Origin of the sequence: Archangium violaceum (assembly GCF_016859125.1) — a bacterium.
In the GTDB taxonomy this organism is placed as follows: Bacteria; Myxococcota; Myxococcia; order Myxococcales; family Myxococcaceae; genus Archangium; species Archangium violaceum_A.
This window is the reverse complement of record NZ_CP069338.1, coordinates 12,606,258-12,632,572: the sequence shown is the minus strand read 5'-3', so window position 1 is coordinate 12,632,572 and position 26,315 is coordinate 12,606,258. Positions and strand designations below refer to the sequence as shown.

Below are 26,315 nucleotides of genomic sequence, written 5' to 3'. Positions count from 1 at the left end.
ATGATGGCTCCATCACCGAGCCTGCTCCATGTCCGCTCATCCTCGTTGATGTCCATCAAGCAGCCTGCTCCGGACCCGCTCATCTTCGTCGATGCCCATCAACCAGCCGGTCCAAATCTCCATCAACAAGCGTGCGCGGTAACACTCGACATGACGCTGGAGAGCTTCCTCAAGGGCCACGTGCTGGCCTTCCAGGCGCTGGGGGGCGTGCCGCGCGCGCTGCTGTACGACAACTTGAAGTCCGTGGTGCTCGAGCGCGCCGGCGACGCCATCCGCTTCCACCCGCGCCTGCTGGAATTGGCCGGCCACTACCACTTCGCCCCCAAGCCCTGTGCCCCCTACCGCGGCAATGAGAAGGGCAAGGTGGAGCGCACCATCCGCTACCTGCGCGACTCCTTCTTCGCCGCGCGCACCTTCAGCGGCGTGGATGACCTCAACGCTCAAGCGGCGCGGTGGACGGCCGAGGTGGCCCACGCGCGCCAATTGCCCGGCGATGTCACCGGGCGCACCGTCGCCACGGCCCTCGAGGAGGAGCGCCCGCGGCTGCTGCCCATGCCCGCCCACCCGTTTCCCACGGACGTGGTGCGCCCCGTCGCCTCCGGCAAGACGCCCTACGTGCGCTTCGACTCCAACGACTACTCCATTCCACACACCCTGGTGAAGAAGCCCCTCACCCTCGTGGCCTCCGAGACACGCGTGCGCGTGCTGGACGGCACCGAGGAGGTGGCCTCCCATCCGCGCTGCTTCGAGAAGGGCCGCACCCTGGAGCAGCCCGGCCACCTCGCCGCCCTCGCCGACGCCAAGGCCCGCGCGCACGAGCTGCGCGGCCGGGACTTGCTGCGCGCCTCCTGCCAGCAGGCGGAGGGCTTCCTCGCCGCCCTCGCTCAGCGCGACGTCTCGCTCTCACACCACACGGCGCAGTTGCTGAAGTTGCTGGAGCTCCACGGCGCACGTGCCCTGGATGAGGCCCTCGCCGAGGCCCTGCGCAAGGGGGCGGTGAGCGCCCACGCCGTGGCCCACCTGCTGGAGCAGCGCGCTCGCCGCCAGCGTCAGCCTCCACCCCTCACCGTGGTGCTGCCGGATGACCCGCGCATCGCCGCCTCCCGTACCCGCCCCCACTCCCTCGCCGACTACGACCGCCTCCTCGACAAGGACTCCTCCGATGACCACTCCACTCGCTGACCGCCTGGCCTCCCTCGGGCTGCACGCCACCTCTCAGGGCCTCTCGGACCTCATCGCCCGCGCCACCAAGGCCAGATGGGGCGCTACCGAGCTGCTGGAGCACCTGGCCGACGAGGAGCAGAAGGAACGCGGCCGCAGAAGTCTCGAGCGGCGCCTGTCTCGCAGCCGCCTTGGCCGCTTCAAGCCCATGGCGGACTACGACTGGGGATGGCCCAGGAAGATTGACCGCGAGGCCGTCGAGTCCGCCCTGCGTCTGGACTTCCTGGAGGGCGCGCGCAACGTCGTCATCGTCGCGCCGCAGGGACTGGGCAAGACCATGATAGCGCAGAACATTGCCCACCAGGCCGTCCTCAAGGGGCACTCCGCTCTCTTCGTCACCGCCTCCCAGTTGCTGCTCGACCTGGGTGCCCAGGACACCAGCCGCGCACTGGACCGCCGCCTGCGCCACTACACCAGCCGCACCAGCCTGCTCGTCATCGACGAGATGGGCTACCTCGCCTACGACGCGCGCAACGCGGACCTCCTCTTTCAAGTCGTGGCGCGCAGGTATGAACAACGCTCATTGGTGATGACCACGAATCTGGCGTTTTCGGACTGGCCGACCATCTTCCCCAACGCCGCGTGCGCCACCGCGCTGATTGACCGCGTCATCCACCACGCGGACGTCCTCGCTATCGAAGGCGAAAGCTACCGCCGCCGCGAGGCCGAGGAGGCCGCGACGACCAGGAAGGCGAAGTCCAAGCGCTGAGCCTCACCTCGGACCGGGAGGCCGGACCCCCGGCACACCTCCGGCTTCCCGGTCCAAATTTCCGCGCTTCCTCGTGAACGCCAACACTCAGGACAGCAGAAGAGGCGGAGCGTTTGACTCGGCGCCGTCCCATGCGAGTGCCGTCCGGTACCGCGGTGGATGTGGCCACCTCGGGCGACATGGCCGTGCTCGCGGTGGAGACGGGCATGCTGGAGGTGGACGCCTTCGAGAAACTCCTGGTGCTCGCGGGCCTGGGCGACTCGGACGTGCTGCCCCCGCGCGTCAACCCCTTCACCCCCGAAGAGGCCGGGCGACTCATGGCCCTGCTGGTGCAGACGCCGGTGACGCTGGGCAACTTCCCGCCGCGCATGGCGGTGGGCCACCTGCTGCGCGGGGTGCTGGAGGGGGGCGAGGTGTCCCGGGCAGAGTTGCTGCGCCGGGTGGAGCGCTTCCAAGGCGTGGCCGTGCTTCGGCCGGACGGCTACCTGGCCTGGGTGCGCAATGGACGCACTCAGCAGCGAGTCGCCGAGATGGAGTGGCGGGAGGGCGCATTCCGGGCCCACGGCTTCGAGTTGGGCCGCTTCTACGGAAGCCGAGGCGGCGTGTTCCGACTTCTCGACGCTCAGTTCCGGGAGCTGAACGAGGGCGCGTATGCAGAGGTGTACGACGATGCGGACGTCGTCAGTCGCACCTTGGACGGCGCCGAAGAGGCCTTTGTCGAGCTGTACCATGCCCTGGGCCGCTTCTTCACGTACCCGACGGACAGCATCCTCGCGTTGCGACACCTGCCCGCGGGCGTGGCCGCCCTCATTGCCTCCTCGCCGGAGTACTGGGAGCGCTTCCGGTACATGACGGCCGGCGAGCAGATGAAGGCGGTGGCCAGGCTGAGCACTTCCTTGCTGATTGCCGGGGGCTCCGCCAACGGCGTCACGCGCACCCTGACGAGTGCCATGGGCGGCGCCGAAGCCATGGTGCCCGTGCTCTCGCTCTCCGCCCAGGGCGCCCTGGCGATTCAGCGTGTCGCCGTGCCAGTGGGAAAGGTCGCCACGGCGGTAGGCTATGGAGTGGGCGGGGTATATGTCCTGTCCAGTGGGGCTAGTGATGGGGCGCGTGTCTCTTCTCAGGGGCAGATGCGTCCGTCGGCAGAAGAATTGCTGCAGCAAGCGGTTCGGCGGCCACCCGAAAAGGTAAGTGGATTCAGAATATTCGGGAACAAGGGGCTTGTTGGCACTACATTCCAGCGAAACATCTTGTTGATTGAGGCAGAGGTTAAAGGTGCTGCGCCATTGAGGGAGCTGATAGCGGCGTTCGAGGCCGAGGCACGCGCAGCCGGCGCCACCCGGCTGAGCATTACCGGGCATGCTGTTGTCAATCAGGGCTTCTTGAAGCCCGCCATAGCCCAGCGATTTGGCTTCAGCCTCAGACGTATCGGAGACGATGCAATTGAGCTGGTGAAGGACCTGACGCCATGAAAAACTTGAGCGCCGATTCGAAGCTCCAACGGCTACTTCGAGTCTTCCAACGTGCGGGCGGCCAAGGCGCGTATACACGCCCGTTCGTCGAACTCCCCACAGACGTCCAAATACGGCTGATGGAACTCGCCATGGTGCGAAGCGACGAGCTTCCGATCATTGCCTACTTTCGCGCTCCAACGGAATGGGTACTTGTAACGACCGAGCGGGTGATAATCCGCCAGGCAGGAGGAGGTTGCACCATTCCATGGAGCGAGCTCAAGGACGCGACAACGGATATATCTCATGTCAATGGTGCGCTAGAGATGGGGGCGGGCGGGAAATTGGATTTGAGTCGCCTGAAGCTTATCCGACACGAGGGCGAGGCAATTGAGGTTGAGTTGGAGGCGGGGCGGTCGTTCTTTGGCTTCTGGAACGTTCTCAAATCGATTTCCTCCGCGACTGTGCTCGCTTCCGATAATTGAGCTCAATCGGCTCCGGCTCGGTTCCACGAGCCACGAGGGTCTGCAGCCAAACCTGATTCATTGCGAGGGTTGCGGCGTGAGGAGTGAGAGTGGGGCCGCACACTTGCACTGCGGCCGTCCAGTCCCGCTCGCGATGGGACGTTCTAAACCACCGTTCACGATTCTCGAACGGGGCGAGCGCTTCTTGCAGCGCTACTCCCTCGGAAGCTCACCCGACATGGCCTCGGAGGTGTTCGGGAATCGCGAACTCTGGTTTAGCGCCTGGCTCTGCTCACGCCGACTGGCCGGGCACCTCAGGTACCCGACGGACAGCATACTCGCGTTGCGGCACCTGCCCGCAGGCGTGGCCGCCCTCATTTCGTCTTCCCCCGAGTACTGGGAGCGCTTCAGGTACATGACGGCCGGCGAGCAGACGAAGGCGGTGGCCAGACTGAGCACCTCCCTGTTGATTGCCGGGGGGACCGCGAATGGCGTCACGCGCACCCTGACGAGTGCCATGGGCGGCCCCGAAGCCATGATGCCCGTCCTCTCCCTCTCCGCCCAGGGCGCCCTGGCGATTCAGCGTGTCGTCGTGCCAGTGGGGAAGGTCGCCACGGCGGTAGGCTATGGAGTGGGCGGGGTCTATGTATTGTCCACCGCTGCGGGAGGAGGTGGACAGGGGACAATCGGGGGACCTGTCGCAGGGGGCGGTGCAAATGGGGGAAGTAGTGGGAGTCTACAGGTCATCCCAGGGGGCAACTATTCTCCGAGCGAGCTGAATTCGGCACAGGCACTGGCAGACGCAGGACGTAATGTCGTTCTGCGGCCACCAGTGGGGACACGGGCTTCCGGCGGCACTTCGGACCTCTTGGTCGACGGCATCCGATATGATGTGTATACGCCTACAACCACAAACGCGAACCGCATCATCTCGGCAATTGCCAAGAAAAACTCCCAGGTGGAGGGCATCGTGCTCAATTTGAGCCAGACTCCGGTGACGAGAGCTCAACTCGGCAATGTGCTGGAGCGAGTGCAAGGCGCCGGGGCAAAGAACATTCGGGATGTGATAATTTTAGGAGGGAACTAGTAGTGCCCAGCTTGAACTGTAGATGCGGACAGCAGATTTCGTACGGCCAGATTCCCTGTCCCGATGAGTGGCTATTTGTGTCGGATACGGACTTTGATCAATTTTCGGGCCAAGTTGACTCCGAAACTGTCTACTCCGCCATGAACAGCTTTCTGAAGTGCCCAAAGTGCCGCCGACTATGGGTGTTCTGGAACGGCTTTTCTGCTCCTCCAGAGGAGTATGTTCCGGCGCAACACACAACTACCGCGATGCCAAAGGCATAATGGCGCTTCAAGGCTGAGAGAGCCGAACGCGTGGGCGGATGTCCTCCGTCCACGCGTTCTTGAGATTTCTCTCTGGGGATACCCCCGCCCCAGGGTCTCAACAGTCCGGCGCGGTGCACGGCCCTCCAATGGCCGAGCCGCTCCGGTATGTCCCGCCACTGCGCTCGGCCCCGCCTCAGGCGCGAGCCCGGCACAGCACGCGGAGCGCGGCCCAGCGGCTGGCAATCCTTTCGGCCAAGCCGAGCCAGTACATCATCGCAGGCACATGCCAGGGGTGGGGGGCATCGAGCAGGGCAGCGCGTGTGGCCTCCGTGCGCTCCTCGGTGAAGCGCTCGACGGCCTCACAGAGCTGCAGCCAGCAGTCCCCTCCTCTCGAGAGCGCGGCCCTCCCGCCCTCCACGACGCGCAACGCGAGCTCCTCCAGAGAACGGCCGAGCGTCAGCAGCCGCGCCGAGTCGGAGTCGAGCAGGCGTGCGCCGCCGAGGGTACGCACGAGCGCATCGGCGTGCTCTGAGTTGAGGCGCTCCGGCGAGAGGAGCAGGAGGGCCAGGCGCGCGCTGTCGTGGGACGAAAACCGACTGGAGTGGCACCCACGGCTCTGCGATGAACGCTCCTCGGAGCCGAGCTGGCCTTGCAGGAGGGGGATGTCGTCCACGGAGCCGACGAGGCCGAGCGCCGTCACCGCGCTGCTCCGGTCGTACTCATCCCCTATTTCCAGTGCCTGGATGACGAGCGCGCGCGCCTGCCTTGCCCCGAGTACCCCGAGAGCATCGACGGCGACAAGACGAGCTCGGGCAAGCGCCCTCTCGGTGGGTTTTCGAGCGAGTTGGGCCGCGAGAAACTCCTGAATCTCTGGCACCGCGCTCGGCTCACCGAGCATGGAGAGGGCCTGGAGCGCCACGACTATCTCCTCCTCGGAGCGGCGTTCTTCGTGCTTGCGGTGGGTGAGGAGCCAGAGGAGCTCGCCCACCGCTTCCCTCGCCTGAAGACTTCCGAGGGTAAGCGCTGCCATTTTCCCGCATCCTGGGTGATGGACGGCGTCTCGGAGGAAGGGGACAACGGAGGCATGGGCCAGGCGGGACAGCGCGAAGGCCGCCGTCAGCTGGAGCCACTCGTCCGAGGCGCGCAGGCGCTCGGCAATCGGCTCGCGCGCCTCGGCCGCACCAAGGGCTGCCAGCTCCTGGATTGCCGACGCATGCCGCCACGTCTCCCGCTCCTCGCGCAGCGTGGCGAGGAGCCGTTCCACGGCCCGCCGGGTGCCCTCGGGACTGGGAAGCTCTACCCGCGCCAGCCGTGGGAAGCGGCGGAGAAGGCGTTTGAGCTCGGCGAGCGCCCGAGGACTCGGCTGCACGGAGGAGGCCGGCGGTTCGGCCAGTACAAAGCAGGAGAGCGCACCCGCGGGCAACTGATTCACCGCCCGGAGGAGCTGGCCCATCCGGAACTCTCGGGGCCCCACATGCGAGGCGCGCAGGCAGGAGAGGCCGCCGTCCGAGTCGCGCGTGAAGCGCAGTCCACAGTCGAGCCCCTTCTCCACTTCCTCGGGGAGGCTCGGGCCGTAGGAGAAATCGCATCGCCACTGCAGTTCGAACCAGGCGAAGGGGGAGGCTTCGATGGCTGAATGGATGGCCACCCACTTCGGCGCCTTCTCCGCCTGCACCGTCAGCACGAGCCGCTCCACCCGCTCCCCCACGCGGGACTCAAGCAGCGGCTGCAGCAGCGAAGGCTGAAAGTCCTTCGGGCCGAGCATGAGATGCAGCGTCCGGAGCTTCGGCAGCCGCGCGAGCGCCTCGAGCACCAGAGGCCACTCCCCCGCCTCGAGCTCCGGAAGCAGGAGGCCTACCGTCTCATAGGGACGGGGTTGCTGGCGCACAAGCTCACTCAGCCCCCGGGGAGTCACTCCCTCCAGCCAGCGCAGGGACTTCATCACCGGGTGGCCCACGAGTTCGACGAGCGCCTCGCGGCGCGCCCAGTCCTCGGGAGAGCACTTCAACCTCCGCACTGTCGCCCACAGGGGGTGGCCGACGAGGTGCGCGGGCAACTCGCCGTCCAGCGAGAGCCTCACGACGCTCGGAAAGCCCCGTTCGGAGTGCTCCACGCCGAACTCCGGCGCAAGCTCCCCCAGCCAGCGGTTCCATACGTCCACCTCGGGGCTCCACCGGGCCGCATCGAGGAGCCTCGCCTCACGCTCGAGCGCTTCCGCGGTGGCCTCGCCCTGGGTACGCAGGCACTGCAGGCGGATGAGCTCGCCGTAGGAATGTTCGCCGTGCGCCTGGAGCCATGCGGCAAAGGCGAGGCGCACCTCGTCGTCCTCCGGGGCCTGGGCAATTCGCTCCAGGAAGTCCTGGCGGCCCCGGGCCTTCTCCGCGGCGGCCTCGCGTGCGAAGCGCATCCTCTGGAACTCTGGCTCGAGAAGGGCCTCCATCTGCGTGCAGAGCGCCTCCTCGGTGGCCGTGAGAGGCTTGGGTCCCTGACTCGCCCCGAGCGCATCCGCGGTCTCGGCGAAGCGGCGCCGGAGAAAGCCGCCCACCGGAGGAGCCGAGCCGCCGCAGTCACGGGCGTCATTGTCACACCTTACCGTCAGACTGCGCACGCGTCGGGAAAAGGCCCGCAGAGGCTCCACCGCACGCACGTCGCCAAGGTGGAGGAAGGCCTCCGCTACCGCATTCCAGAACTCCTCCACGCCGTCCTCATCGAGCGGGCAGAGAAACGGCGGCTTCTCGAGGAGGCGCATCAGGGCCGTCGTCAACCGTGGGTCGCGCCGGCGCTGCAGGACCCAGAGACGCCCGGCCGATGAGGGCGCCCGCTTGCAGACGAAGGTGGAGAGCAGTCGTGGCATATCGCGCGGCTCGTTCGCCCGCGCGAGCGCAATCCAGTCCTTCTGCGAGAGGCGAGGCTGCCGGGCTTTTCTCCTGCGTTTGACTCGAGTGATGCGCGCATCGATGAGGTCCAACAGGTCCGCCAGCCGCGGCGAGCGCGTGCGCTCCCATTCCCGCAAAAGGGGCGGGATGGCTTTGGCGGGCCGGCCCGCCGCGAGCGCCTCCAACGCCATATCTAGCGGCGGAGCCCCTTCCGCCGACCCCTGGGAATGGACGGGGTCACCGGCCGCCCTGCGCTCCTCAACTGGAGGAGGAAGGGGTGCGCGGGGCGGGGGCTGGCCCATGGCCAGCGCGGCCTCCAACTCGGCGCACAGGGCATCCACCTTGGAGGCAAGGGGCGCAGGTACGCGCTGGGCCGTCAGCGCGCTCACTGTCTCGCGCAGTTTCGCCCCCATCCACTCCCCGAACGTGGGAGGCAGGAGTGCCGGAACTTGGGCGGAGAGCGCCTCGAGCGCATCGAGAATGCGGAGGTCCCCGAGCGCGACGAGCGTCTCGAGGGCGAACTGCCAGGCCTCCCTGTCCCACGTGCTCGCCGTCATCTGCGGCGGGTGTCTGAGCAACCGCACCATCGCAGTGGCGAAGCGCGGGTCCTCACAGTCCTTGTGGAGCCACAGGCCCCCTTTCGTCTGGCTGTTGCCGTAGCCCCCCAGCCCGTCTCGCATAACTCGGCTGCCCCGGTTCAAGCGGGAGAGCTCCGAGGGCCGGTCGCCTACAACTCGCTCCGCCCACGCCGCGCGATACCCCACGCGCCTGCCGGCGCATTCACTCAGTCGGTCAATGAGGTCCGCCAGACGTGCGGAGCGCGTCTTTCGCCAGAGCAGCAGCAGGGGGAGAATGGCGTCCTCTGCGCCCCCGTGGGCAAACGCCGCCTGTACAAGCGAGACGAGGGAGGGCTCGGGCACTGCGGGCGGCTGGGGGGCGATGAGTTCCGGCCAGCGGGGGTGCGCCTTGAGGGGCTGGAGCTGTGGCTGGGCGAGGTGGCGCTGGATGTCTACGCGCTTGCTGGCAGCCAACAGGAGTTGCAGAAGGGCCGCATCGGTTTCCCCCAGCTCCATGAAGACGCCGGCCGCATTGAGGTGAATGGGCGGGTTGGCGTTCGCGTATGGCAGACATGCCGCCAGATAGCGGCGCGAGCGCCTCGCTTCCACAGGCAAGCCGGTGTTATCCTTTTGCGCCACCCACAGCGCATTGCAATAGGCGAAGGACGGGAGGTCGGGGAACTCGACGAGGCAATCGAAGATGCGCACCGCCTCGGAGTAGCGGTGCCTGCGGACGAGCAGGGTGGCGGCTTCCGCCAGCCCCGTCCTGAGCTCTTCGCTGTCCTGGCACGTGGCGAGGGCCTGCTCGAGGCGTGCGGCACTCTGCAAGATGAATGGGCCCTGCTCCATGTGCACCTCTCGAAGCCGTGTCCTTCGAAGAGAGCACATCTGGCCGTCCGTGACACCCGTCCCAAGGGCGAGGCGACAAGGACACTCGTCATGCCGGCGGTGTCCCGAGCATGCTGGAGTACACGCCCGAAGTCGTTACAGACGTAGATGCGGCCCTCGCCTCAGCCGCCATCCGGGATGCCGCACGAGCCCGTCCTCGGGGCGCACGCCTGGCCCGTGGGGCAGGTGCCACAGGAATAGGTGGAGGAGCAGCCGTCGGACCAGGTGCCGCACTCCCGAGGCGCGCAGACCTCGCTCTGGGGCTTCGGCGTGCAGATGCCACAGACGTTGGGAACGCCCGCGCCGCCACACGCCTGCGGAGCAGTGCAGCTGCCGCAGTTGAGCGTGCCGCCGCAGCCGTCGGGCACAAAACCGCAGTTCTTGCCCAGCTGGGCGCACGTCGTGGGCGTGCAGCAGCTTCCCGCGCCCAGGCAGACCTGCCCGGAGCCGCAGGTGCCGCAGTTGAGCGTGCCCCCGCAGCCGTCGGACACCGTGCCACAGGTGCGGCCCAGCTCACCGCATGTCTTGGGCAGGCAGCAGCCTCCCGCGGCGGTGCAGACCCGCCCCGAGCCGCAGGCGCCACAGTCCAGCGTGTTGCCACAGCTGTCGGACGCCGGACCGCAGGTGCGCCCCTGGGCCGCACAGGAGCTGGGCGTGCAGCACATGTTGTCCGTCTTGCAGAGCTGTCCGGCTGGGCAGGGACCGCAGTCGATGCGCCCGAGCGTGGTCTTCGGCACGAGACCACACTCCTTGCCGACCCGCGTGCAGATGTCGGCCGACACCCTGCGCGTCACGAGCCGGTCCCACAGCTCTGCCTGCGTCGGGAACACGGTCCGGGGCGTGCTGGCCGGCGGCGTCCGGATGTTGATGCCGGAATGTGCGGTGGCGGACAGGGCCTCCTCCTGCCGCGCCTTCAGCCCGGCCCCCACCAGCTGGTCCGGCGTCTCGCCCGGCATCGTCATCCACAGCGCCACTTCCGTGTCCGGGGGCGGGGAGTCCATCAGCAGCACCGCCTGCCCCTGTTCGAACGGGGTGATCAGCATCTGGCCGACCGTGTCGCCCAGTACGAACAGGGGCGGGGTCATCGCCCCCGGGATGAACCGGCCCGGACTCAGCCCGTCCAGGTGGATGAGCAGGCCGTCCTGGACCGTCACCTCCACGCCGTTGCGCCAGACGGTGAAGCCCAGGTTTATGTGGATGGGCTCGATGGAGGCGACGGTGCCCAGCCCGGAGTTCTGCGAACGCACCGGAGCAGGCGCCGGCGCGCGCGCATTGGAAGTCCGGTCGGTACAGGAGACCGTCAGAACCAGCATGAGGAACATCAGCAGCGAGCGCATCATCAGAATTCAATCTCCAGGTCGTCCAGGGCAACGCTTCCCTGGGAGGTCTCGCCACCATCCGCCAGGCGGATGCGGACCTTCGTGATGTTTCCAAGGTCGACATTTGTGGCCGGTTCGCGTTCAAAGATGAGGCAGGGGACTGGACCACCGTCTGCGAAGCGCCGGTAGAGCTCGTGCCCTCCAAGTATCTACACGACCAGCGCATCCCTTCGTACCTTCGGGCCGTGCCGCGTGCCGTGACCGAACTCATGAATGGGCGAGGCTGCCTGTGGTTTACGCCGGCGGTTGCGCTTCAATCAGAGGCGACGACCGAGGACGCGCTCGTGAATGAGATCGTAGCGCGGAGCGAGCCGATGTGGTGATTCCGATTCGGCATCGACGCGCGCGATTGCGTTTGATGCGCGTGGCGGGCTCTCGTAACCCGTGATCCAAAGAACGGGGGCAGCTCAAGAGCTATCGATAAATCACCCGGCGGAGCCGCCAAGTGCCCGGATTTATTGGTTTGGCAGGTGGGCTCCAGCCAATTTATCGATAGCTCTTCAGTCCTGTTCTCGCGTGCGGTACGTGGACGACCCTCCGAAGAAGGCTGACGCGTGCACGAGTACGATTTGATCGCGGACTGGTATGCAGCCCAACGCACAGGCCATATGGGCGTCCCGGAAGTGACCGCGCTCGCGGCCACACTTCCAGCCGGCGCCTTGGTGCTCGACGTCGGCTGCGGCACGGGGCTGCCGCTGACGCGGGTGCTGCTTGAGCACGGCTGCCACGTGATGGGCGTGGACAGCTCCCGCAAGCTGCTGGCGCGATTTCAAGCGAACTTTCCCCACGTGCCGGTGATATGTGCGCCCATCCAGTCGTGTGAGCTTCAGGCGCGGACGTTCGACGCCGCGATCGCGTGGGGGGTCCTGTTCCACCTCCGCCACGAAGAGCAGGAACAGGCGATCGCCAATATCGCGAGGGCATTGAAACCTGGGGCCGCGTTCCTCTTCACCTCGGGCGACGCCCACGGCTCCATCGACGGCGAGCCGATGAACGGCGTGCCGTTCCGTTATCACTCGTACAGCGTCGACGGGTATCGCGACCTGCTGCGCGCGCACGGGCTCACGCTGGAAGCGACGCACACGGACCCAGGCGAGAACGTCTACTTCCTGTCACGCAAGACTGAATAAGGCGGCTTCTCGCCATCCGCTACACACTGGCTCGAGGCGCACGCCCTCCTCGTGCCGGCTCTCGGAGGTGCGGCTTCACCTGCGCCGCCTTCCAGAAAGTGAGGGTGCTGTCCCTTCGGGTCAATCCGCGAGGAAGCGCGCGGGCACGACCGTCTTCCACACGTCCCTCGCCGTCGAACCGTACTGGATTCTCCGACGGCCGAGGAGTGGGAGCTGCAAGAGCGCTCACGCAGACGGCCCGGCAGGCCCTGGGGCACCGCTACAGACCACGAATACTCGGAAAAGATGTGTCGGCTTCGCGCTCTGGCGTTTAACAGTGGGTCCAGCAGGCGTTTAACAGCCAGAGAGAAGTCGGGTTTTTAGGCCAGAAAGGACTGGAACTCTGGAAGCGCGGGTCAGGAGAGAGCGGCTCTCTCCGCAAGAGCCGCGCGAGCGTTTAACAGTTTCTGTTAAACGCTCTTGGTCTCTCTCGCCCCAAAACCGGCCTCAGAGGGCCCAGTGGGCCCTTCTGGAGGGGAGAGAAACGGACCGGAGCACTCTGGAGGGGAGAGCGCCGAGAACGCCCGCGCCAGCAGCCACAGGCGAAATCCCTTGGAATTCAGGGACTTAAGCACAAAAGCCCCGCGATTTTCATCGCGAGGCCCGTGTTAAACAAAAAGGCCCCACCGGTTGGTGAGGCCTTCATTCAGCTCAAATTCTGTCTGCCTTGTGCTCCCAGCACACTGCTCGTAAGGCCTTGAAATCACGACGTTCTCGCTGTTAACCAGCGGGTCGGCCTTGCCGAGCGACCCGGCTGCTCAAGCCCGCGTTCCAGCGGGTCAGGCCAAGCAAGCGAGCGTCCTTGCCGGCCCGGGGGCTGGCACCCAACGCGGACTGACGTTATTCTCCTGTTCGTACGAGCGTATAACGAGGCCCCCATGATCAAGAAGCTCTCCGCAGTCGGCAACAGCCTCGGGCTCATCATCGAGCGCCCGATCCTCGAGCTGCTCGGCATCACCAAGGACACGGCGCTCGAGGTCAAGACCGACGGAGAGGCGCTCATCATCCGGCCCGCCAAGCTCAGCAAGAAGGAGCGGATCCGTGAGTCGACGAAGCGGATGATGGCCGTCCACGACGAGACCCTGCGGAAGCTGGCCAAGTGAGTTCGGACGAGCCGGAGTTCCTCGACGTCGAAGACGTCATCGAGATCCACGCGACCCAGCTCGAGGTCTACGGAGGCGCTGCGGGCTTGCGTGATCGCGGGCTCCTGGAGTCCGCCGTGGCTCAGCCCCAGGCGTCTTTGGGTGGCGAGTTCGCCCATGGTGGGCTCTTCGAGATGGCTGCGGCATACCTCTTCCACATCGTCAGCAACCACCCGTTCGTGGACGGGAACAAGCGGACCGGGGTGCTCGCAGCCGTGGTCTTCCTCGACGTGAACGGCATCAGCATCGACCATCCTTCCGAGGCCCTCTACGAGCTGACCATGGGCGTGGCCGAGGGGCGCATCGAGAAGGCCGCGGTTGCCGTCGAACTCGAACGCATCGCGAAATCGAAAGGGACGTGATCACCCCGGACTCGAAGGCCGCAAGTCCGCCGCGATATCTTCACGGCCTTGGACGCCAAGACCGACGACCGCCCGCTCATCCGCTGCGCCGTGTACACGCGCCAGTCGGTGGTGCGTCCTGGCGACGATCCCGCGCTCGCCTCCTGCGCCGTGCAGCGCACCCTTTGCACCCAGTTCATCCGCTCGATGGCTTGGCGCGGCTGGTATCCCATCGGCGAGCGCTTTGATGACGAGGGCTTCAGTGGGGCCTCCGTCGAGCGTCCCGCCCTCGAGAGGCTGGTCGCACGCATCCAGGACGGCGACATCCAGCGCGTCATCGTCTACCGGCTTGACCGGCTCTCCCGGAGGCTCACCGACTGGGCGCTGCTGTTGCGGCTCTTCGAGCGGCTCAACGTCGGGCTCACGGTCGTGCACGGGGCCATCGACGCCGAGGCGGGCTCGCTCGCGCGACTGCAGCTCAACCTGCTCGCGACGTTCGCCGAGCTGGAGCGCGACATGATCGGCGAGCGTCTCGCCGACGCTCGTGCGGCGCGCAGGGCCCGCGGTGAGCGTGCCGCAGGTCGTGTGCCCCTCGGCTACGCAGCGGACGCGCGCACGAAGCAGCTCGTCATCGTCGAGAGCGAGGCTGCGACGGTGCGCTGGTTCTTCACGGAGGCCGCGAACGGCTGCTCGACGACGGACCTCGTCAAGAATGCGAACGCACTCCGGCTGGCGGCGAAGAGCGGCAAGCGCGGCGAGTGGTCGACGCGGGCCGTGCTCCGGTTGCTGCGGAACCCCGTGTACGCCGGGCGACGGCCCGATGGCGCGGCGGCCGTGCACACGGCGCTCGTGCCGAACGAACTCTTCGAGCGTGTTCAGGCCACCATCGCCGCCCGAAGGACCCGCACGCCCGCGAAGCGCACAAAGGCTTCCGAGCGTGACGATCCGTTCCTTCTGCGCGGGCTGCTCGTCTGCGAGCGATGCGGCAAGACAATGACCACGTCCATGAGCACGTCGCTGACCAGAGCCACCGCCACGAAGGCACCGCGCTACTACCGCTGCTGCACGGCGGACTGCGACGGCGGACAGGTCGCCGCAGCGCGGGTCGAGGCGATGGCGCTCGAGGCGCTGCGCCGCCCGCAGTGGAACTGGACCTCCGTGAAGAAGGATCAACTGCGACAACTCGCCTCGACATGGGACGTGCTGTGGCCGGCAAATCGACGGCGCGCGCTCGCGGAGGTGTTCGAAGCCATGACCTGGCGAGCGAGGACGAGGCGCCTGCTCGTGAAGCTGCGCGCAGAGATGCCGCAGGGCGAGAAGCAGACGGCCTCGTAAGGGGGGCTCCATCGAAGAAGGCAGCCCCCGAGCTTCGCGTGCGCTCCTCCCCAGCAACGAGAGCAGAGAGCGCCTGCCGTCGCCGCCGTCATGGGGCTGGCCAGTTAAACAGCAGCCGACCCGTCCAGCCTGGGGGAGGGCGAGCCGTTAAACGCTCTCCATTCTTCTCCGCCGCCGGTCAACGCTCAGAGAGCCAAGAGCGTCCAGAGCGCGATTTCTGTCCGCCGGAACGATTCTGCGTCGTTCTCTCTGCGAGCGCTGTCCAGGCGCACTGTGCGCTCACCAAGTGCGCAAACGCTCGGAACTCTTTGGGAAAAATGCAGCGGCCCCGAGGATTGCTCCTCAGGGCCACTGTTGAAACCGGGGGCCTGCGTGCTCGCGTGCTGGCCCAGGTAGCTCCCCATTCGGAGCGACTTGCGAACACGTTCGCGGCCTCCGGCCCGAGAACGCAACCGGAATCACCAAGTGATTTCAGGTACTTCTGCGGCTGGCCCGCTGAACAGGGGCATGACCGCCCGTTTGCGAACTAGTCTTTTCGAGGCTTCAGAAGACCTGTGAGGGAAGGGGCCACACTTGCCCACATCGCTGGACTGTTCCAGGAAACAAATCCGAGCCCGCTGACCTTGGTGGTCGATCATCGAAGCAGGAGGGGTCATGGAGCAGGGCATCGAGCAGGCGATTCGTCACCACTTGGCCGAGGCGATTCGCCGCCGCAGCGCGATCATCTGGACACCAGGATCGAACGTGGTCGCCGCCGTCATGGAGGCGCTGGTCCAGGCCACGCGTGGCGCTTCGCTGAATCTCTCCAGGACAGGAGGCGTGGTTCGTCAGGCCGTGGACCTGCTCTTCTCCGAGACGACGGTCACTGAGGCCGAGTTGATCGAGGCTCTCCGTGACTTTCGCGAGGAACTCGACGCGAACCCGATTCTTCCCTTCAAGAGCCGTAGCCATCTCTGCTTGTTGTTCCTGGTCATGGTGCTCCAGCGTGCGGGGGAGTCCCAGCAGCTCTCACCGAGTGCTCAGGTCTCGCTCCTGCTGGAAGCACAGGAACTGGAGGAATCCTTCTCTCTCCAGGGCGAACTGAACTACCGGATTCGCCTGATCGTGCTGGACCAACTCAAGGCTGCATTCGAGCCGGTGTCCGATCAGGTCCGGCACATGGACCTGGTCGTGCGGTTGAACGGGGCCCGCTGCGAAGCCTTTCTCGTGGCCCAGCCCTCGTCGGGCTTCGCACTGGAGGATCTCCAATCGCTCGTCGAAGACACCCGAGCGCGCATCCAGGAGACCCATGACGGCGAGGAGGATGGTCTCTGCCCGAAGGGGCAGCCGGTCCGGCCCGAGCGGAAGGTGCGCCGCATGTTCCGCGCGGGAGAACTGCTGGTCATCGAGCCCTACCACTCCTTGCCCCGGTTGCTCGCCGAGGCCCTGAATGCCCTCGGCCGGGCATTCGTGGAGAGCCCCCTGGAGACGCATACTCGCAACTTCGAGCAGGCCTTCCAGGCCTTCCACCAGGCGCACGAGATCTTCGTGAAGACTGGCGAGATGGAGGCCGCGGTCCACTCCGCCGTCTGTGCCGTCGAATGCCTCGAACGGCTCGCGCAGTTGGACTCCGATGTGGAGCAGCCCTTCAAGTATCAGATGAAGGCGTACGATCTCGGCCGTGCGCTCTGCCGGTGGGTTCGGGAACTGCCACTCCCAGAGCCTGTCTCCATGCGATGGGCTGCACTGCTCGAAGCGGCATTCGTCCGGTCCACCTGCTGGGGGGGCCTGATGCGAATGGAGCACCTCGCCATGCGGGCCGGGCCAGAGACAGAGCGGGAGGAACAGCAGGAGCGCATCATCGAGGAGGCGCTCCTGGCCATCCGTGCCCATGCCTTCCTGGTATGCCGGAATGCCAGTGAACATCCTTGGGAAGCGTTGACCCACGCGTGTGCAGTGGCCGCGCAGGCGGCGGACTTTCTGGAAGAAGTGATTCGCAAGGTGCTGCAGGGCGAGTCCCCGCGGGAGAAAGACCAGCGCATCCGGGACAGGGTGAGAGACGTGCTCCGGCCGCTTCTCGGAGAAGACTTCGTGCAGAGGCTGCTGGAAGCGCTCTCGCTTGCCTCCCGCAGCCTCTGGACTGCGTCCTCGAAGCGAGGGCCGGCGGGACCGCTCGCATGTCCGGTCCGCCTCTACGAGGCAGTGGCCGCCCTTTGGATGATCCTCGTCAAGGCGCAGCTGCCTCTCACGGGCATCCAGTTGAAGCTCCTGAACGAGTGTCTCAGCGAGCCGGCCATGCCCTTCCTACCCGTGAAGAGCCTGCTGGAACTGGCCGGGTGCGAGTTCGGGATGCTGGGGTGGGCGTTGCACGAAGGGGAAGCACTCGAAGAGGTGCTCACCTACGTCGAGAAGCGGTTGTCCTTCCTCAACGAGCAACTCGCGTGGCCGCTGCTCTCCGCTTCGGAGCGAACGCTGCTCTCCGATTGGATGGCGCGCCTGATCCACTCCGTCCGTCTCGCTTCGGACGACTTGGCGTCCGTCGCGCCAGAGCGCGTGCTGGCGCTGCTCGACCTGACGGGGGCCTCTGCTTTTCGCATGGAGAGTCTCTTCTATGGCCAGGGGGAGGCGAAGCAGTGGATGGATTTCACGTCCAACAACGTGGATTCCATGTCCAACGCCGTCCGGAGGACTGCTTCCGCCGTATCGGTGACGGACCTCTCGAGCATCTTCTCCAACCTGTACAGCGCGCGAGCGGACCTCGATGGTTGGGGGCGCCTAAAGATGATTCACGAGGCGGGCCGGGAGAGCTGGACCGTCCAGGCGATGTTCTCCGAGCTGTTGAAGGAGCAGTTCTCCCGCGTGACGATTCTCCCACCCGATGCCTCTCCCAGCGAGATGGAATACATGGAGCGCATCACGGGGGTACCTCGGGAGCGCTGGGAGCGACGGGAGGATGGGGTGCTCGTGGTGCGGCAGTCCCCGAGCGGGCTCGAGGAGATCGGCGAATACGTGGGCCGGGCTCGCCAACGGCTGCTCGAGTGCCATGACTACCTGGCATCGCGGGGACTCCTCCCGGACGGAGTGCATCCTCCCCGAGCAACGCCCGAAGGCGTGAGCGCCTTCCTCTCGACGCACCCCTGCGTGGCCATCCTGGTGCCCGGAATGTTCCCAGAGATCGTCACGCCGATGAGTGTCTTCCTCCATCACGATGGCCGCCTCCAACGCCACGTCATCGGATCCCTCGACGACATCTCGGAGCGTGCGCCAGGGGCCGCTGCGTTGTCGGAACTCTACTCGGCCCTGGCCAAGGATCTGGAGGAGAGGAGCCCGCAGAGCTGGCAGGAACTGGAGCAGGTCTTCGAGAGGATGTGCTCTGGCTATGCATCCTGGGCGCGGCAGCTCGCGGAAGTCCTGGATCGCCATGGCATCACCGACGTGCTCATTCTTCACCGTGGCCACCAGCAGGTCTTCCTCTCTTGGGAGGATCTGCGCATCGCGCCGGAGGGACCGCGTCTGGGGGAGCGCTACCGCATGGGGCACCTCCACACCCTGGCCCCGCTCCCAGGGCCTTTCGCATCCGAGCCCCAGGCTCGCCAGGGAGTCGTCCAACTGCATGGGGATGGGCTCTCGGGTGGGCAGATGGCTGTGGCGCGAGCCGTGCAGGAGTCACTGGCCAGCCATGGCTGTGCGCGCCCGCCGCTCTCAGGCAGAGAGGCGACGGATGCCCAGCGCCTGTACCGTGAGCTGAGGACCGCTCGACGCGTCCGGCTGTTCCTGCACGGCCACCATGATCGGCTCAACCCGGAGGCAGACCGCATCACACTGGTGGATGCGGAGCAGCGCGAGGATTGGATCAATCTCCGCGGGCGGGAGCTGCGACGCCTGCCGCTGAGCGGGGTCGACTGCGTCGAGCTGTGGGCCTGTCAGGGGGCCTCGCATGGCCGCGCGCTGGCCGATCACGGGCCTGCCGAGGAGCCAGAGGACGTGTCCGCGGCCTTCCTGCTGGCTGGAGCTAGGCGCGTGGTCGCCTCGCGCTGGCACGTACCCACCCTCCCCGGCGCCCTGCTGATGGAGCGCTTTGCGTTGCTGGTGGAGACGGGACTTGGCGAGGCCGAGGCGCTGCAGAAGGCGCGCGACGAGTGCCGCACGTTGTTCCGGCAAGGCGGGCGGGTGGAACGGGCCGTCGTCGGCCAGGTGGGCAGCACCTTGAAGGAATGGGGGAGCCGCGCCCACGTGGTGCACGACCACCAACTCCACCAACTCCTGGAGGAGGCGATGGAGCGGTGTCTCCGCGACATCCGGGCGGAATGGTATGGGAACCAGAGTGGACAGGGGCCTCGCGCATGGCCCTCCCTGGAGGGGGCGACGGGGCGGCTCGTGAGCTTCTCGGCGCCTCGCCCTGAGCGCCTCGCGGCGAGCTTGCGGCAGTTCTCCGAGGCCCAGGCCGAACAGCTCGTCGCCGATTACCTTCGGTTCTACCGGAGCCCCATGTGCTGGGCGGGCTGGCGGCTCATGCTCCGGACGCTGGAGGACTGGCGCGGATGAACTCCGGGCTGCCTGTCTTGAAAGATCTGTCGCCCGAAGGACGCTCAGCGTTCCTGGAGGCATGGGAGCCAGTCCTCCTGGCGTATTGGAGCGAGGCCTTCACGGAGGCGCTCGTGAACGACGAGGACTGGCTGAGGGCCTCGGAGGCACGGGCGGCGGGCCGGGACGACTTCCAGGCAGGCCAGTGGATCGCCCAGGGAATCATCGACTCGCTCCGGACCCGACCGCGCCTCGACCGTGCCCCTGCATGGACGAACCTGCCAGGCTGGTACACGTGGTGGGTGGGGAAGCGTGCGGCAAGCGCCCAGCGGCGTGCCTCCACCTTCATGACACTGGACGAGGAAGGGCCCGAAGCGGGCGCAGGCTCCACCGAAGATGCGATGGAGGAGCAGCTGGACCAGAAGCGTCGGATGAAGGCCCTGCTGGAACTCATTGACGCATGGGCAGACGTCCTCCGGCGCATCTCGATCAGCACGGGGCTGCCGGACATCGAGGCGGACTGGTTGTGGGCCACCTGCATCGCGCGGCGACGTCTGGCTCAGTGGCTCCGCGCGATGGGCATGGGGGATGTGCGCTTCCAGGAGGTGGACAAGAGCCTTCTCACGGCGAGGACCTCGGTCCCCGGTCATTCTCCCCCTGAGCGCACGGCGCGAAGCCGCAAGGGAACCGCAGCGGCGTTCCGGTTCAACCTCGAGGCGTTGCTCCCCAGACATCCGGAGCTCTCATCAGTGCACCAGGTCTTCCTGGGGCCTGTCCGGGATCTCCATGAGGCGCCCCCCTGTCCCGTGTTGCCGATCACGGCCGAGGTGCTCCTAGGCTTCCGGGAGGCCCTTTGCCAGAGCGCCGAGCGAGCCCGTTCGGATGGGGGAGACGACCCGCTGGAAGGGTTGTGGGCAGGCGTCTTCCGGGCGGCATTGAAGAAGGCGGTAGCGCGGCTGCTCCCGCCTGCGCACCGTGAGCAGATCGAGCTGGACTGGCAGGATCTGGTGGGAACACAGGCCCGTGAGGAGCAGGAGTGAACATGAACTGGATCCCGCCGGACATCGATACCCTCAGGGCCTACGTTCACGGTGAGCTGTCTCCAGAGGAGAGTGCGGCCGTGCGTCGCTGGATGGTGGCGTATGCGGATGAGGAAGTGCTCCGCGTCTACGAGGCGCTTCTGTCCGAGCGCCAACGTCAGGAGGAACGGCTGGCCCGTTGGGTGGCCCGTCCACTCAGGGCCCGGCTCGATTGGCACTGGTCGAAGCTTCGCCACAAGCTTACGGCGCATGGGATGCGGATCAGTCAATCGCTGAGCGAGAGGCCGGCTGCGCTCACTCCGCTGGGAGGGCGTGCTTCCGCTTCCGAGGTCGAGCTTACCCTCCTCGTCGACCCCACGAAGACAATCGATGTGAGGGTGCGCCTGGGAGAGTCCAGCCATGTGGCGGTCTACGTCCTGGATGCTCACGGGACGCTCCACCCGATGCTCACCGAGACACGGCGCTTCGAGGCCGGCGAGGAATTGCATCTTGCTGGGCTCGACCTCGATCCGGGGGAACCCGAAGTGGATCTGTTCGTTCTCTTCGACAGGACGCGCCCGCTTCCGTCCCATCCAGGGGTGGCCAGTCTGGACTGGCTTGCGAGCTTGCTCCAAGAGGTGGGCGAAGATGCGCACCGCTCGGCGATGAGGCGCACCCTGCGCGTCTCCCCCCCCGGTCCCAGGAAACAAACCTGAGGAGCGCTCCCTTGGACAGCGTCGGAACTGTCCGGCCTGATTCCAAGGGAGCGCCTCATGTTGACTCGATCTCCGGTGCAGGTGGGGCTGTTTCGGATGACCCTCCACGCCCTCCACCGTTCCGCCGAGCGAGGCATCAGCCTCCAGGTCATCCAGATCGTCCTTCACTATGGGCAGCCGACCTGGAGGAAAGGAGGGGCCCTCTATGCGATTGGCCGTGACGCACCGCGGCCCGTCTCGGTGCCCGGGGGACTGTGGCGGGATGCCATGAGGGTCATCGTCGTGGTCCGTTCAGGACTCATCCCAACGGTATTCCGAGCCCGGAGGAGGAAGTCATCGCCGGGTCGGAGGAGCGGGCTGGCAGGTGCAGTGGGGCCATCTGGGCTCTAGTGGAGTGTCCACGAAGTTTTTGGACATAGTCAGGAACGGTGACGGTCCATCCATCGGTGCATCTTGGTCCGAGTCCAGGACCAGGTGAACGGGTGAGCATAGAGGCGGTTGTACTCGGGCCAGCTGGCATTGAGATCTCTTCCGCGTGCTCGCCCACTGGCCCTGGGATCGCTACTTGGAGCTCGCCCCGCGCTACTGGGCCACCACCCGGGCCCGCCTCGACAGCCAGCAACTCTCCGCGGAACTCGGGCCTCTCACGATCCCGCCACCTCTCGTCTCGATGCCGGAAGAGCAGACCGCGACGAACGGATCGTCCTGAGAGCACTGGCGGTGAGGGCCTCTCGTCCATCGCCCCCATCGCCCCACTCTGCGCGGCTCACCAAGCTCATGCCAGACGGGGTCCGTGCAGCGGATACCTTCACCTCAACGCTCAGAGGATCCGGATCCCCTGGCTCAGAGAGTGCCTCCTCCTCTACGCCCTCGACTCCCTCCCTCGGGCGGAACCTCCAGGTGAACCCTCCGAGGGCTCGTAGCGCGTTTGGTGCTATTAGAATAGGCGACGTTGCCCGCCTAGTGCGGGGACTTCCGCGACAGAGAACTCGCGTTCAAAGATGGCCTTGAAGTCATTCAGCGCTGGGTCGCAGTTGAACACCTGAACGACGGCCGGGCGCCCCTTGGGCAATCCCTTCACCCGCGTGAGGGCAACGAATGCGAGGCGCCTGGAGCGCGCTGTGGGGAGGATGCACAACAGCACACCGCACGCCTCCCAGCCCTTGAAGCTGTGTATCGTGCAGCCCTTCACGCCGTCGGCGCCGCCCCAGAACCGGTGCTTGCGACGACGTCGCTCCTCACCGTCCTCATCCGTGAACACATGGGTGACATGAATGCCGGACGCGGCGATCCGCTCGGCAGCTTCGAGACCGTGAGCATGCTCTTCACAAAGGAAGGCGATGTCGGGGGTACGAAGTTCGCCCTCGCGAACGAGTTCGATGACACCCTCTGCGAGCAGCACGCCGAGACGGTGCGGATTGTCTACGTTGATCCATCGCCGCGTCGTGGGCTCGGCCGCTTCTTTTCGCATCGGATGATCGTCAGGAACAGCAGGAGGGTCGAATGCGCCATCGCTGAGGTAACGGTCACCGAACGCCGAAATGATGGGCGTCAAGTCTGGCGGTAGTCGATACGAGCCCTTTAGATCCGTCCAGTCGCCGTTGAATCCGCAGCCTTTCATGGTGTCTTCGGCTGTCCAGGCGCTTCGGTCATACAGGTCCTGCGTCGTGTCGGCGACGAGTAGCATCTCGCCATCCGGCTTCCGGACGTAGTTCCGCAGGAAGTTCCACCATCTCGCTTTGAAGTCCTGCCCCTCGTCTACGAGTATGGCGTCATAGCGCTCGCCGACGCCAGCAACGTACGTAGCGATGGCGTCGTCAATCAAGTGTTCGCAGCGGTCGGCGTCGGCCTCATCGGCGCTCTGATCGCCATCGAGTGGCTGTAGAACTCTTGCTCCGGATCCCTCGTCACGAACTCGAGCGCAGAACCCGTGAAAGTGAGTGAACGTGATGTTGCGGATCTTGCTACCAAGCTCCGCTCCGTGCCGGGCAGCCAGGTCGTGCAGATAGTGTGGCAGCGTGATGTTGAACGAGAGCACGAGTACCCGCTGTCCGTCAGCCGCGAGGAGCGCAGCGCGAGCGGCGAGGCCCAACGACTTTCCGCTCCCTGCGGGACCTCTCGCTCGTCGGATCCTCGCGCGGTTCGGATTCCGAGCGAGGTTCCGCGCCGCATCGCTCAATTCGAGGGGTCTACGCTGATCGGCGACCACCTCGGGCTCCGACAAGTGATACGCGAGCCGGTGCAAGCGAGCCGGGTCAGGATGCCGATCCTGTGGGCGACGGCTACCCGTCAGTGACTCCAGAAGCCTGTCGTCAAGGCACTCTCGCCCCCACACCCGGATCCACTTCTCGGAATCCTTGGAAACATGCGGGAGCGCCAGCAGTCGTTGCGCATCCGTTGTTGAGTGGTTCGGCAGAACCACGATCGCCCGCACGATGGGCCAGTCCTCGGTGCTCGCCTCGGGCGGCGAGAAGAAGTGCTCGATGATGGTCTTGCGGTATCGATGTGCCTGCCAGCAGGGGCGCTCGTTCGTCCGCTGCCATTCGTTCACTTCCCGAACCTCGATGGCCCCGTCCTGCCGTTGCCTGTACAGGCCCTCGGCCCAATGCTTCACCTCGATGACGCACACCCCGAACCGCTCGTGGACGACCACGAAGTCAGGCTGATCCATCATCAAGCGCGGCTGGGCGTAGATGCGCCATCCGTCGTCGAGCGTCAGGAGGGCGTCGAGCACCCTGCGTTCGCCACCGTTCAAGGGGGGACGCAGATTCTCGATCTCTGCGATCGGTGGGCTGACTATCGCCATGTGTCCCCCTTGCGTCTCATCGGATCGTCGCCCCGTCCACCGCCGTCTTGGTCCCGCCGCCGTGCTGCGTGAAGCGCGGCCGGATCGAGACCGGGGCGCAAGGCCCCGGAGATCGGCTCATGCTGCCACACGGCGAGGCTCCCAGGTTAGGGTGCCGAGAGCGTCCAGTACCATCTCGTCCCAGCGTCCCGCCACTCTACGTACCGGGGCAGGCCCCGCCCCTGCTGGCTCGCCTCCTCCAGGAAGGTCGCCAGGTTCTCCCTCACCGCCTCGTACAGCACTGTCTGTTCCGGCCGCCTGCGCCGGTACTCCCGCCCGTGCCCGTCCACTCACCCCTCCCCAGCCGCGCCTCACCAGGGCACACGCTACCGTGTGGCTCCCACCAGGCCAGCAAAGGGGGCTGGGCGCGCAGTGTGAGCACTTCACCGCAGGTGTGAGGGAGGCAACTCGGGGGCTATCGGCACCTTCAACGCGAAGATGGAGAAGGGGGCCCCAGCGGCCGACGCAGCGTCGGGTCGTCGTGCGCGCTTGGGCGTCGAGTAGCCACTTTCTTCCAAGAGCGGCCATTCGGCACCGCGGCTGGGGCCCACGATTCACCCTTGGAGCACTGGAGGCGGGGATGCCGCAGCACCGGCCCTCCTTCTGCTTCAGCGCGCGCGGGAGCCACCCCTGCACTCTGGGGCGAGGTTCGAGGCTCCCCGCGTAGGTAGGGTGGCTCAGCGCACTCGAGCCGCCGGAGGTCCATCCTATGCTTGGCCTGGGTGGCGGCGGTGGCGGCGTGTCCAACGTTCACGCAGATACCAGCGGCGTGGGCGCCGTCGAGCGACACTCCTGGCTGCTCGCCCGACGCCAGCTCGGCCGCAGCGACGAGCTTGTGAGGCGCGGCGTTGAACTGGCGGCAGAAAGCCCCAGGAGGTGGCTTGGGAGGAGCCACTCCGCACGGCTCAGTGTGGGGCTCGCCGACATCTCCCTTGACGTGCTCTGGGCCAGCCGGTCGTGCGCAACAGGAGAGGCGGAACGGCACGCCCTGCCCAGAAAAGGTGAAGCCCTCGACCGAGAACGGGCGAGGGCTTCTGGGGGGGACAGCCGGTGGGGACGAGGAGGTTACGTCCCTACGCCTGCGCGGCTTCGGAGGCGAAGAGGGCCGCGGTGTCCTTGGCGCCGAGGTGCGTGAGGTAATGGGCGAGCGCATGGCGAATGAACTCGGTGCGGCTCTTGATGCCCCGCGAGCGCCAAGCCTCGTCGAGCTGCTCGACGGCGCGACCCTCCAGCCGCAGCGGCAGCACCTTCATGTCGCTGGGCTCCCCGTCGCTGCGTCGGGGGGCACGGGGGCCGACTGGAACGCGGCCCTTCTCGGCCTCGCGGATCTTCCAGATGAGGTAGCCCCTATCGTTGCTGCCCGTTGGGCGGCCGACGACCTCGAGGTACTTGGCCCGGAGCTGCTCGACGGTCATCGCCGCGAAGCGCCCGCGGGGAGGCTTGGCGGCCGGCGGCCCCTCATTGCTCGCGGGCTCGACCGAGGCGCCCGCCGTAGGAGCGACCTCGGGGGCCGTGCTGGTGGCTGCGCTGACGCTCTCCGCCGCCTCGTTCTGATGGGGCTCGCTATTGGCGGGCGCTGGGTGAGCGTCCTGGGGCGCCTCGTCCACAGTGGGCGCGCTGGTCTCGGGCGCCGGGGCTTCGTCCCGCTCCACCTTCTTTGGGGGCTTGGTGCCGCCCTTGGTGCCCTTGGAGGGCTTGCGCGGCGCCTGCTCCTTCTCCTTGGCCTGGGGGCGCTCGCGGGCGGCAAGCGTCTCCTCGATGCGGCGGATGAGCCAGGTGCGGTTGGGGCTGCGGGTCGTCTCGCCGACCACCTCGCGGTAGTGGGCCTGCAACTCGGGCAGGCGCATTTTCTGGAGGCGCTGGTGGAGGTTACGTGGGGTGGACATGGTGGCTTCTCCTGTCGGGCTGCGGGTACACGCGTGCCCTCACGCGCCATGGCCCGGGCAGTCGCGTGGGGTGGGCCCCGAGGTGGGGCGTGTCGTTGTTGAAAGGGCGGGCGAGGGCTGCGCGAGGAGCGAGGGGATGGCCTCGTCAGCTCACGCAGTCATCGTCTCCCGCGCGCTCAGTGGCTGCGCGCGAGGGACATACAGGCTCTGGTGCGCGCCCATAGCAAGTCATTCTGAGCGGGGCCTTCGCTCTCTGCGAGAAGCGCCGCGCTCCGGCCGCCGCGGGCACTCCGAGGGGGGAGGTAGCCACCTGGACCACCTGGTAGGCAGCGAGGGAATCAAGGTGCCGAGCCAGGAACTGAGCAGAGCGTGGGGCTGGCTCCTGGAGCGGTAGAGGGGTGAGGCTGGGGCCTTCTGCTGGCTCAGCTCTTCTACTGGCCCTGGGGCGGCGGGCGCTCGCGCTGCTCCTCGGGAGATGCCAG

The 26,315-nt window shown here is 66.6% G+C and carries 15 protein-coding genes and 1 pseudogene; 12 read left to right on the top strand and 4 right to left on the bottom strand.

The features are described 5' to 3' along the window. From JQX13_RS53390 to JQX13_RS56775, 5 genes and pseudogenes are all read left to right on the top strand, one after another. Complete coding sequence (locus JQX13_RS53390) at positions 1 to 1,182, top strand: Mu transposase domain-containing protein (RefSeq protein ID WP_203407010.1); 1,182 nt, start codon at positions 1 to 3, stop codon at positions 1,180 to 1,182. Next, a complete protein-coding gene (gene istB / locus JQX13_RS53385) occupies positions 1,163 to 1,930 on the top strand; it encodes an IS21-like element helper ATPase IstB (protein ID WP_203407009.1) in 768 nt (255 codons plus the stop codon). The genes JQX13_RS53390 and istB overlap by 20 nt, the downstream gene beginning before the upstream one ends. Positions 1,931 to 2,028: 98 nt before the next feature. Next, positions 2,029 to 3,063, top strand: a pseudogene (locus JQX13_RS53380) (hypothetical protein); the annotation flags it as partial. Positions 3,064 to 3,398: 335 nt separating this feature from the next. Beyond that, positions 3,399 to 3,866 carry a hypothetical protein gene (locus JQX13_RS53375; protein ID WP_203407008.1) on the top strand — a complete coding sequence of 156 codons (468 nt, stop codon included), beginning with the start codon at positions 3,399 to 3,401 and terminating at the stop codon, positions 3,864 to 3,866. A 133-nt stretch (positions 3,867 to 3,999) separates the two neighbouring features. Continuing rightward, positions 4,000 to 4,932, top strand: coding sequence for a hypothetical protein (locus tag JQX13_RS56775; protein WP_430384142.1), 933 nt, complete (start codon positions 4,000 to 4,002; stop codon positions 4,930 to 4,932). A 438-nt stretch (positions 4,933 to 5,370) separates the two neighbouring features. On the opposite strand, the gene JQX13_RS53365 is transcribed toward JQX13_RS56775, so the two are convergent. Both JQX13_RS53365 and JQX13_RS53360 read right to left on the bottom strand, forming a co-directional pair. Beyond that, positions 5,371 to 9,459, bottom strand: coding sequence for a TIGR02996 domain-containing protein (locus JQX13_RS53365; RefSeq protein WP_203407006.1), 4,089 nt, complete (start codon positions 9,457 to 9,459; stop codon positions 5,371 to 5,373). 161 nt (positions 9,460 to 9,620) lie between these two features. Further along, positions 9,621 to 10,838, bottom strand: coding sequence for a hypothetical protein (locus JQX13_RS53360; RefSeq protein ID WP_203407005.1), 1,218 nt, complete (start codon positions 10,836 to 10,838; stop codon positions 9,621 to 9,623). A gap of 593 nt (positions 10,839 to 11,431) precedes the next feature. Here JQX13_RS53360 and JQX13_RS53355 point away from each other — a divergent pair. From JQX13_RS53355 to JQX13_RS53325, 7 genes are all read left to right on the top strand, one after another. Then, positions 11,432 to 12,007, top strand: coding sequence for a class I SAM-dependent DNA methyltransferase (locus JQX13_RS53355; RefSeq protein ID WP_203407004.1), 576 nt, complete (start codon positions 11,432 to 11,434; stop codon positions 12,005 to 12,007). Between the two features lie 917 nt (positions 12,008 to 12,924). Beyond that, the gene (locus JQX13_RS53350) at positions 12,925 to 13,149 is read left to right on the top strand and encodes an AbrB/MazE/SpoVT family DNA-binding domain-containing protein (protein ID WP_203407003.1); all 225 of its coding nucleotides are present in this window, start codon (positions 12,925 to 12,927) and stop codon (positions 13,147 to 13,149) included. Further along, complete coding sequence (locus tag JQX13_RS53345; protein WP_203407002.1) at positions 13,146 to 13,550, top strand: type II toxin-antitoxin system death-on-curing family toxin; 405 nt, start codon at positions 13,146 to 13,148, stop codon at positions 13,548 to 13,550. The genes JQX13_RS53350 and JQX13_RS53345 overlap by 4 nt, the downstream gene beginning before the upstream one ends. 48 nt (positions 13,551 to 13,598) lie before the next feature. Continuing rightward, complete coding sequence (locus JQX13_RS53340) at positions 13,599 to 14,864, top strand: recombinase family protein (RefSeq protein WP_203407001.1); 1,266 nt, start codon at positions 13,599 to 13,601, stop codon at positions 14,862 to 14,864. Positions 14,865 to 15,518: 654 nt separating this feature from the next. Beyond that, positions 15,519 to 19,388 (top strand): CHAT domain-containing protein, encoded by a 3,870-nt coding sequence (locus tag JQX13_RS53335; protein WP_203407000.1) that lies wholly within the window; start codon positions 15,519 to 15,521, stop codon positions 19,386 to 19,388. Further along, positions 19,385 to 20,407, top strand: coding sequence for a hypothetical protein (locus JQX13_RS53330; protein ID WP_203406999.1), 1,023 nt, complete (start codon positions 19,385 to 19,387; stop codon positions 20,405 to 20,407). The genes JQX13_RS53335 and JQX13_RS53330 overlap by 4 nt, the downstream gene beginning before the upstream one ends. Positions 20,408 to 20,409: 2 nt before the next feature. Then, positions 20,410 to 21,102 carry a hypothetical protein gene (locus JQX13_RS53325; RefSeq protein WP_203406998.1) on the top strand — a complete coding sequence of 231 codons (693 nt, stop codon included), beginning with the start codon at positions 20,410 to 20,412 and terminating at the stop codon, positions 21,100 to 21,102. 937 nt (positions 21,103 to 22,039) lie between these two features. On the opposite strand, the gene JQX13_RS53320 is transcribed toward JQX13_RS53325, so the two are convergent. Together JQX13_RS53320 and JQX13_RS53315 are read right to left on the bottom strand one after the other, a co-directional pair. Beyond that, positions 22,040 to 23,908, bottom strand: coding sequence for an NERD domain-containing protein (locus tag JQX13_RS53320; RefSeq protein WP_203406997.1), 1,869 nt, complete (start codon positions 23,906 to 23,908; stop codon positions 22,040 to 22,042). Between the two features lie 1,112 nt (positions 23,909 to 25,020). After that, entirely contained in the window at positions 25,021 to 25,833 is an 813-nt protein-coding gene (locus tag JQX13_RS53315) for a ribbon-helix-helix domain-containing protein (RefSeq protein WP_203406996.1), read from the bottom strand. Between the last annotated feature and the right edge of the window lie 482 nt (positions 25,834 to 26,315).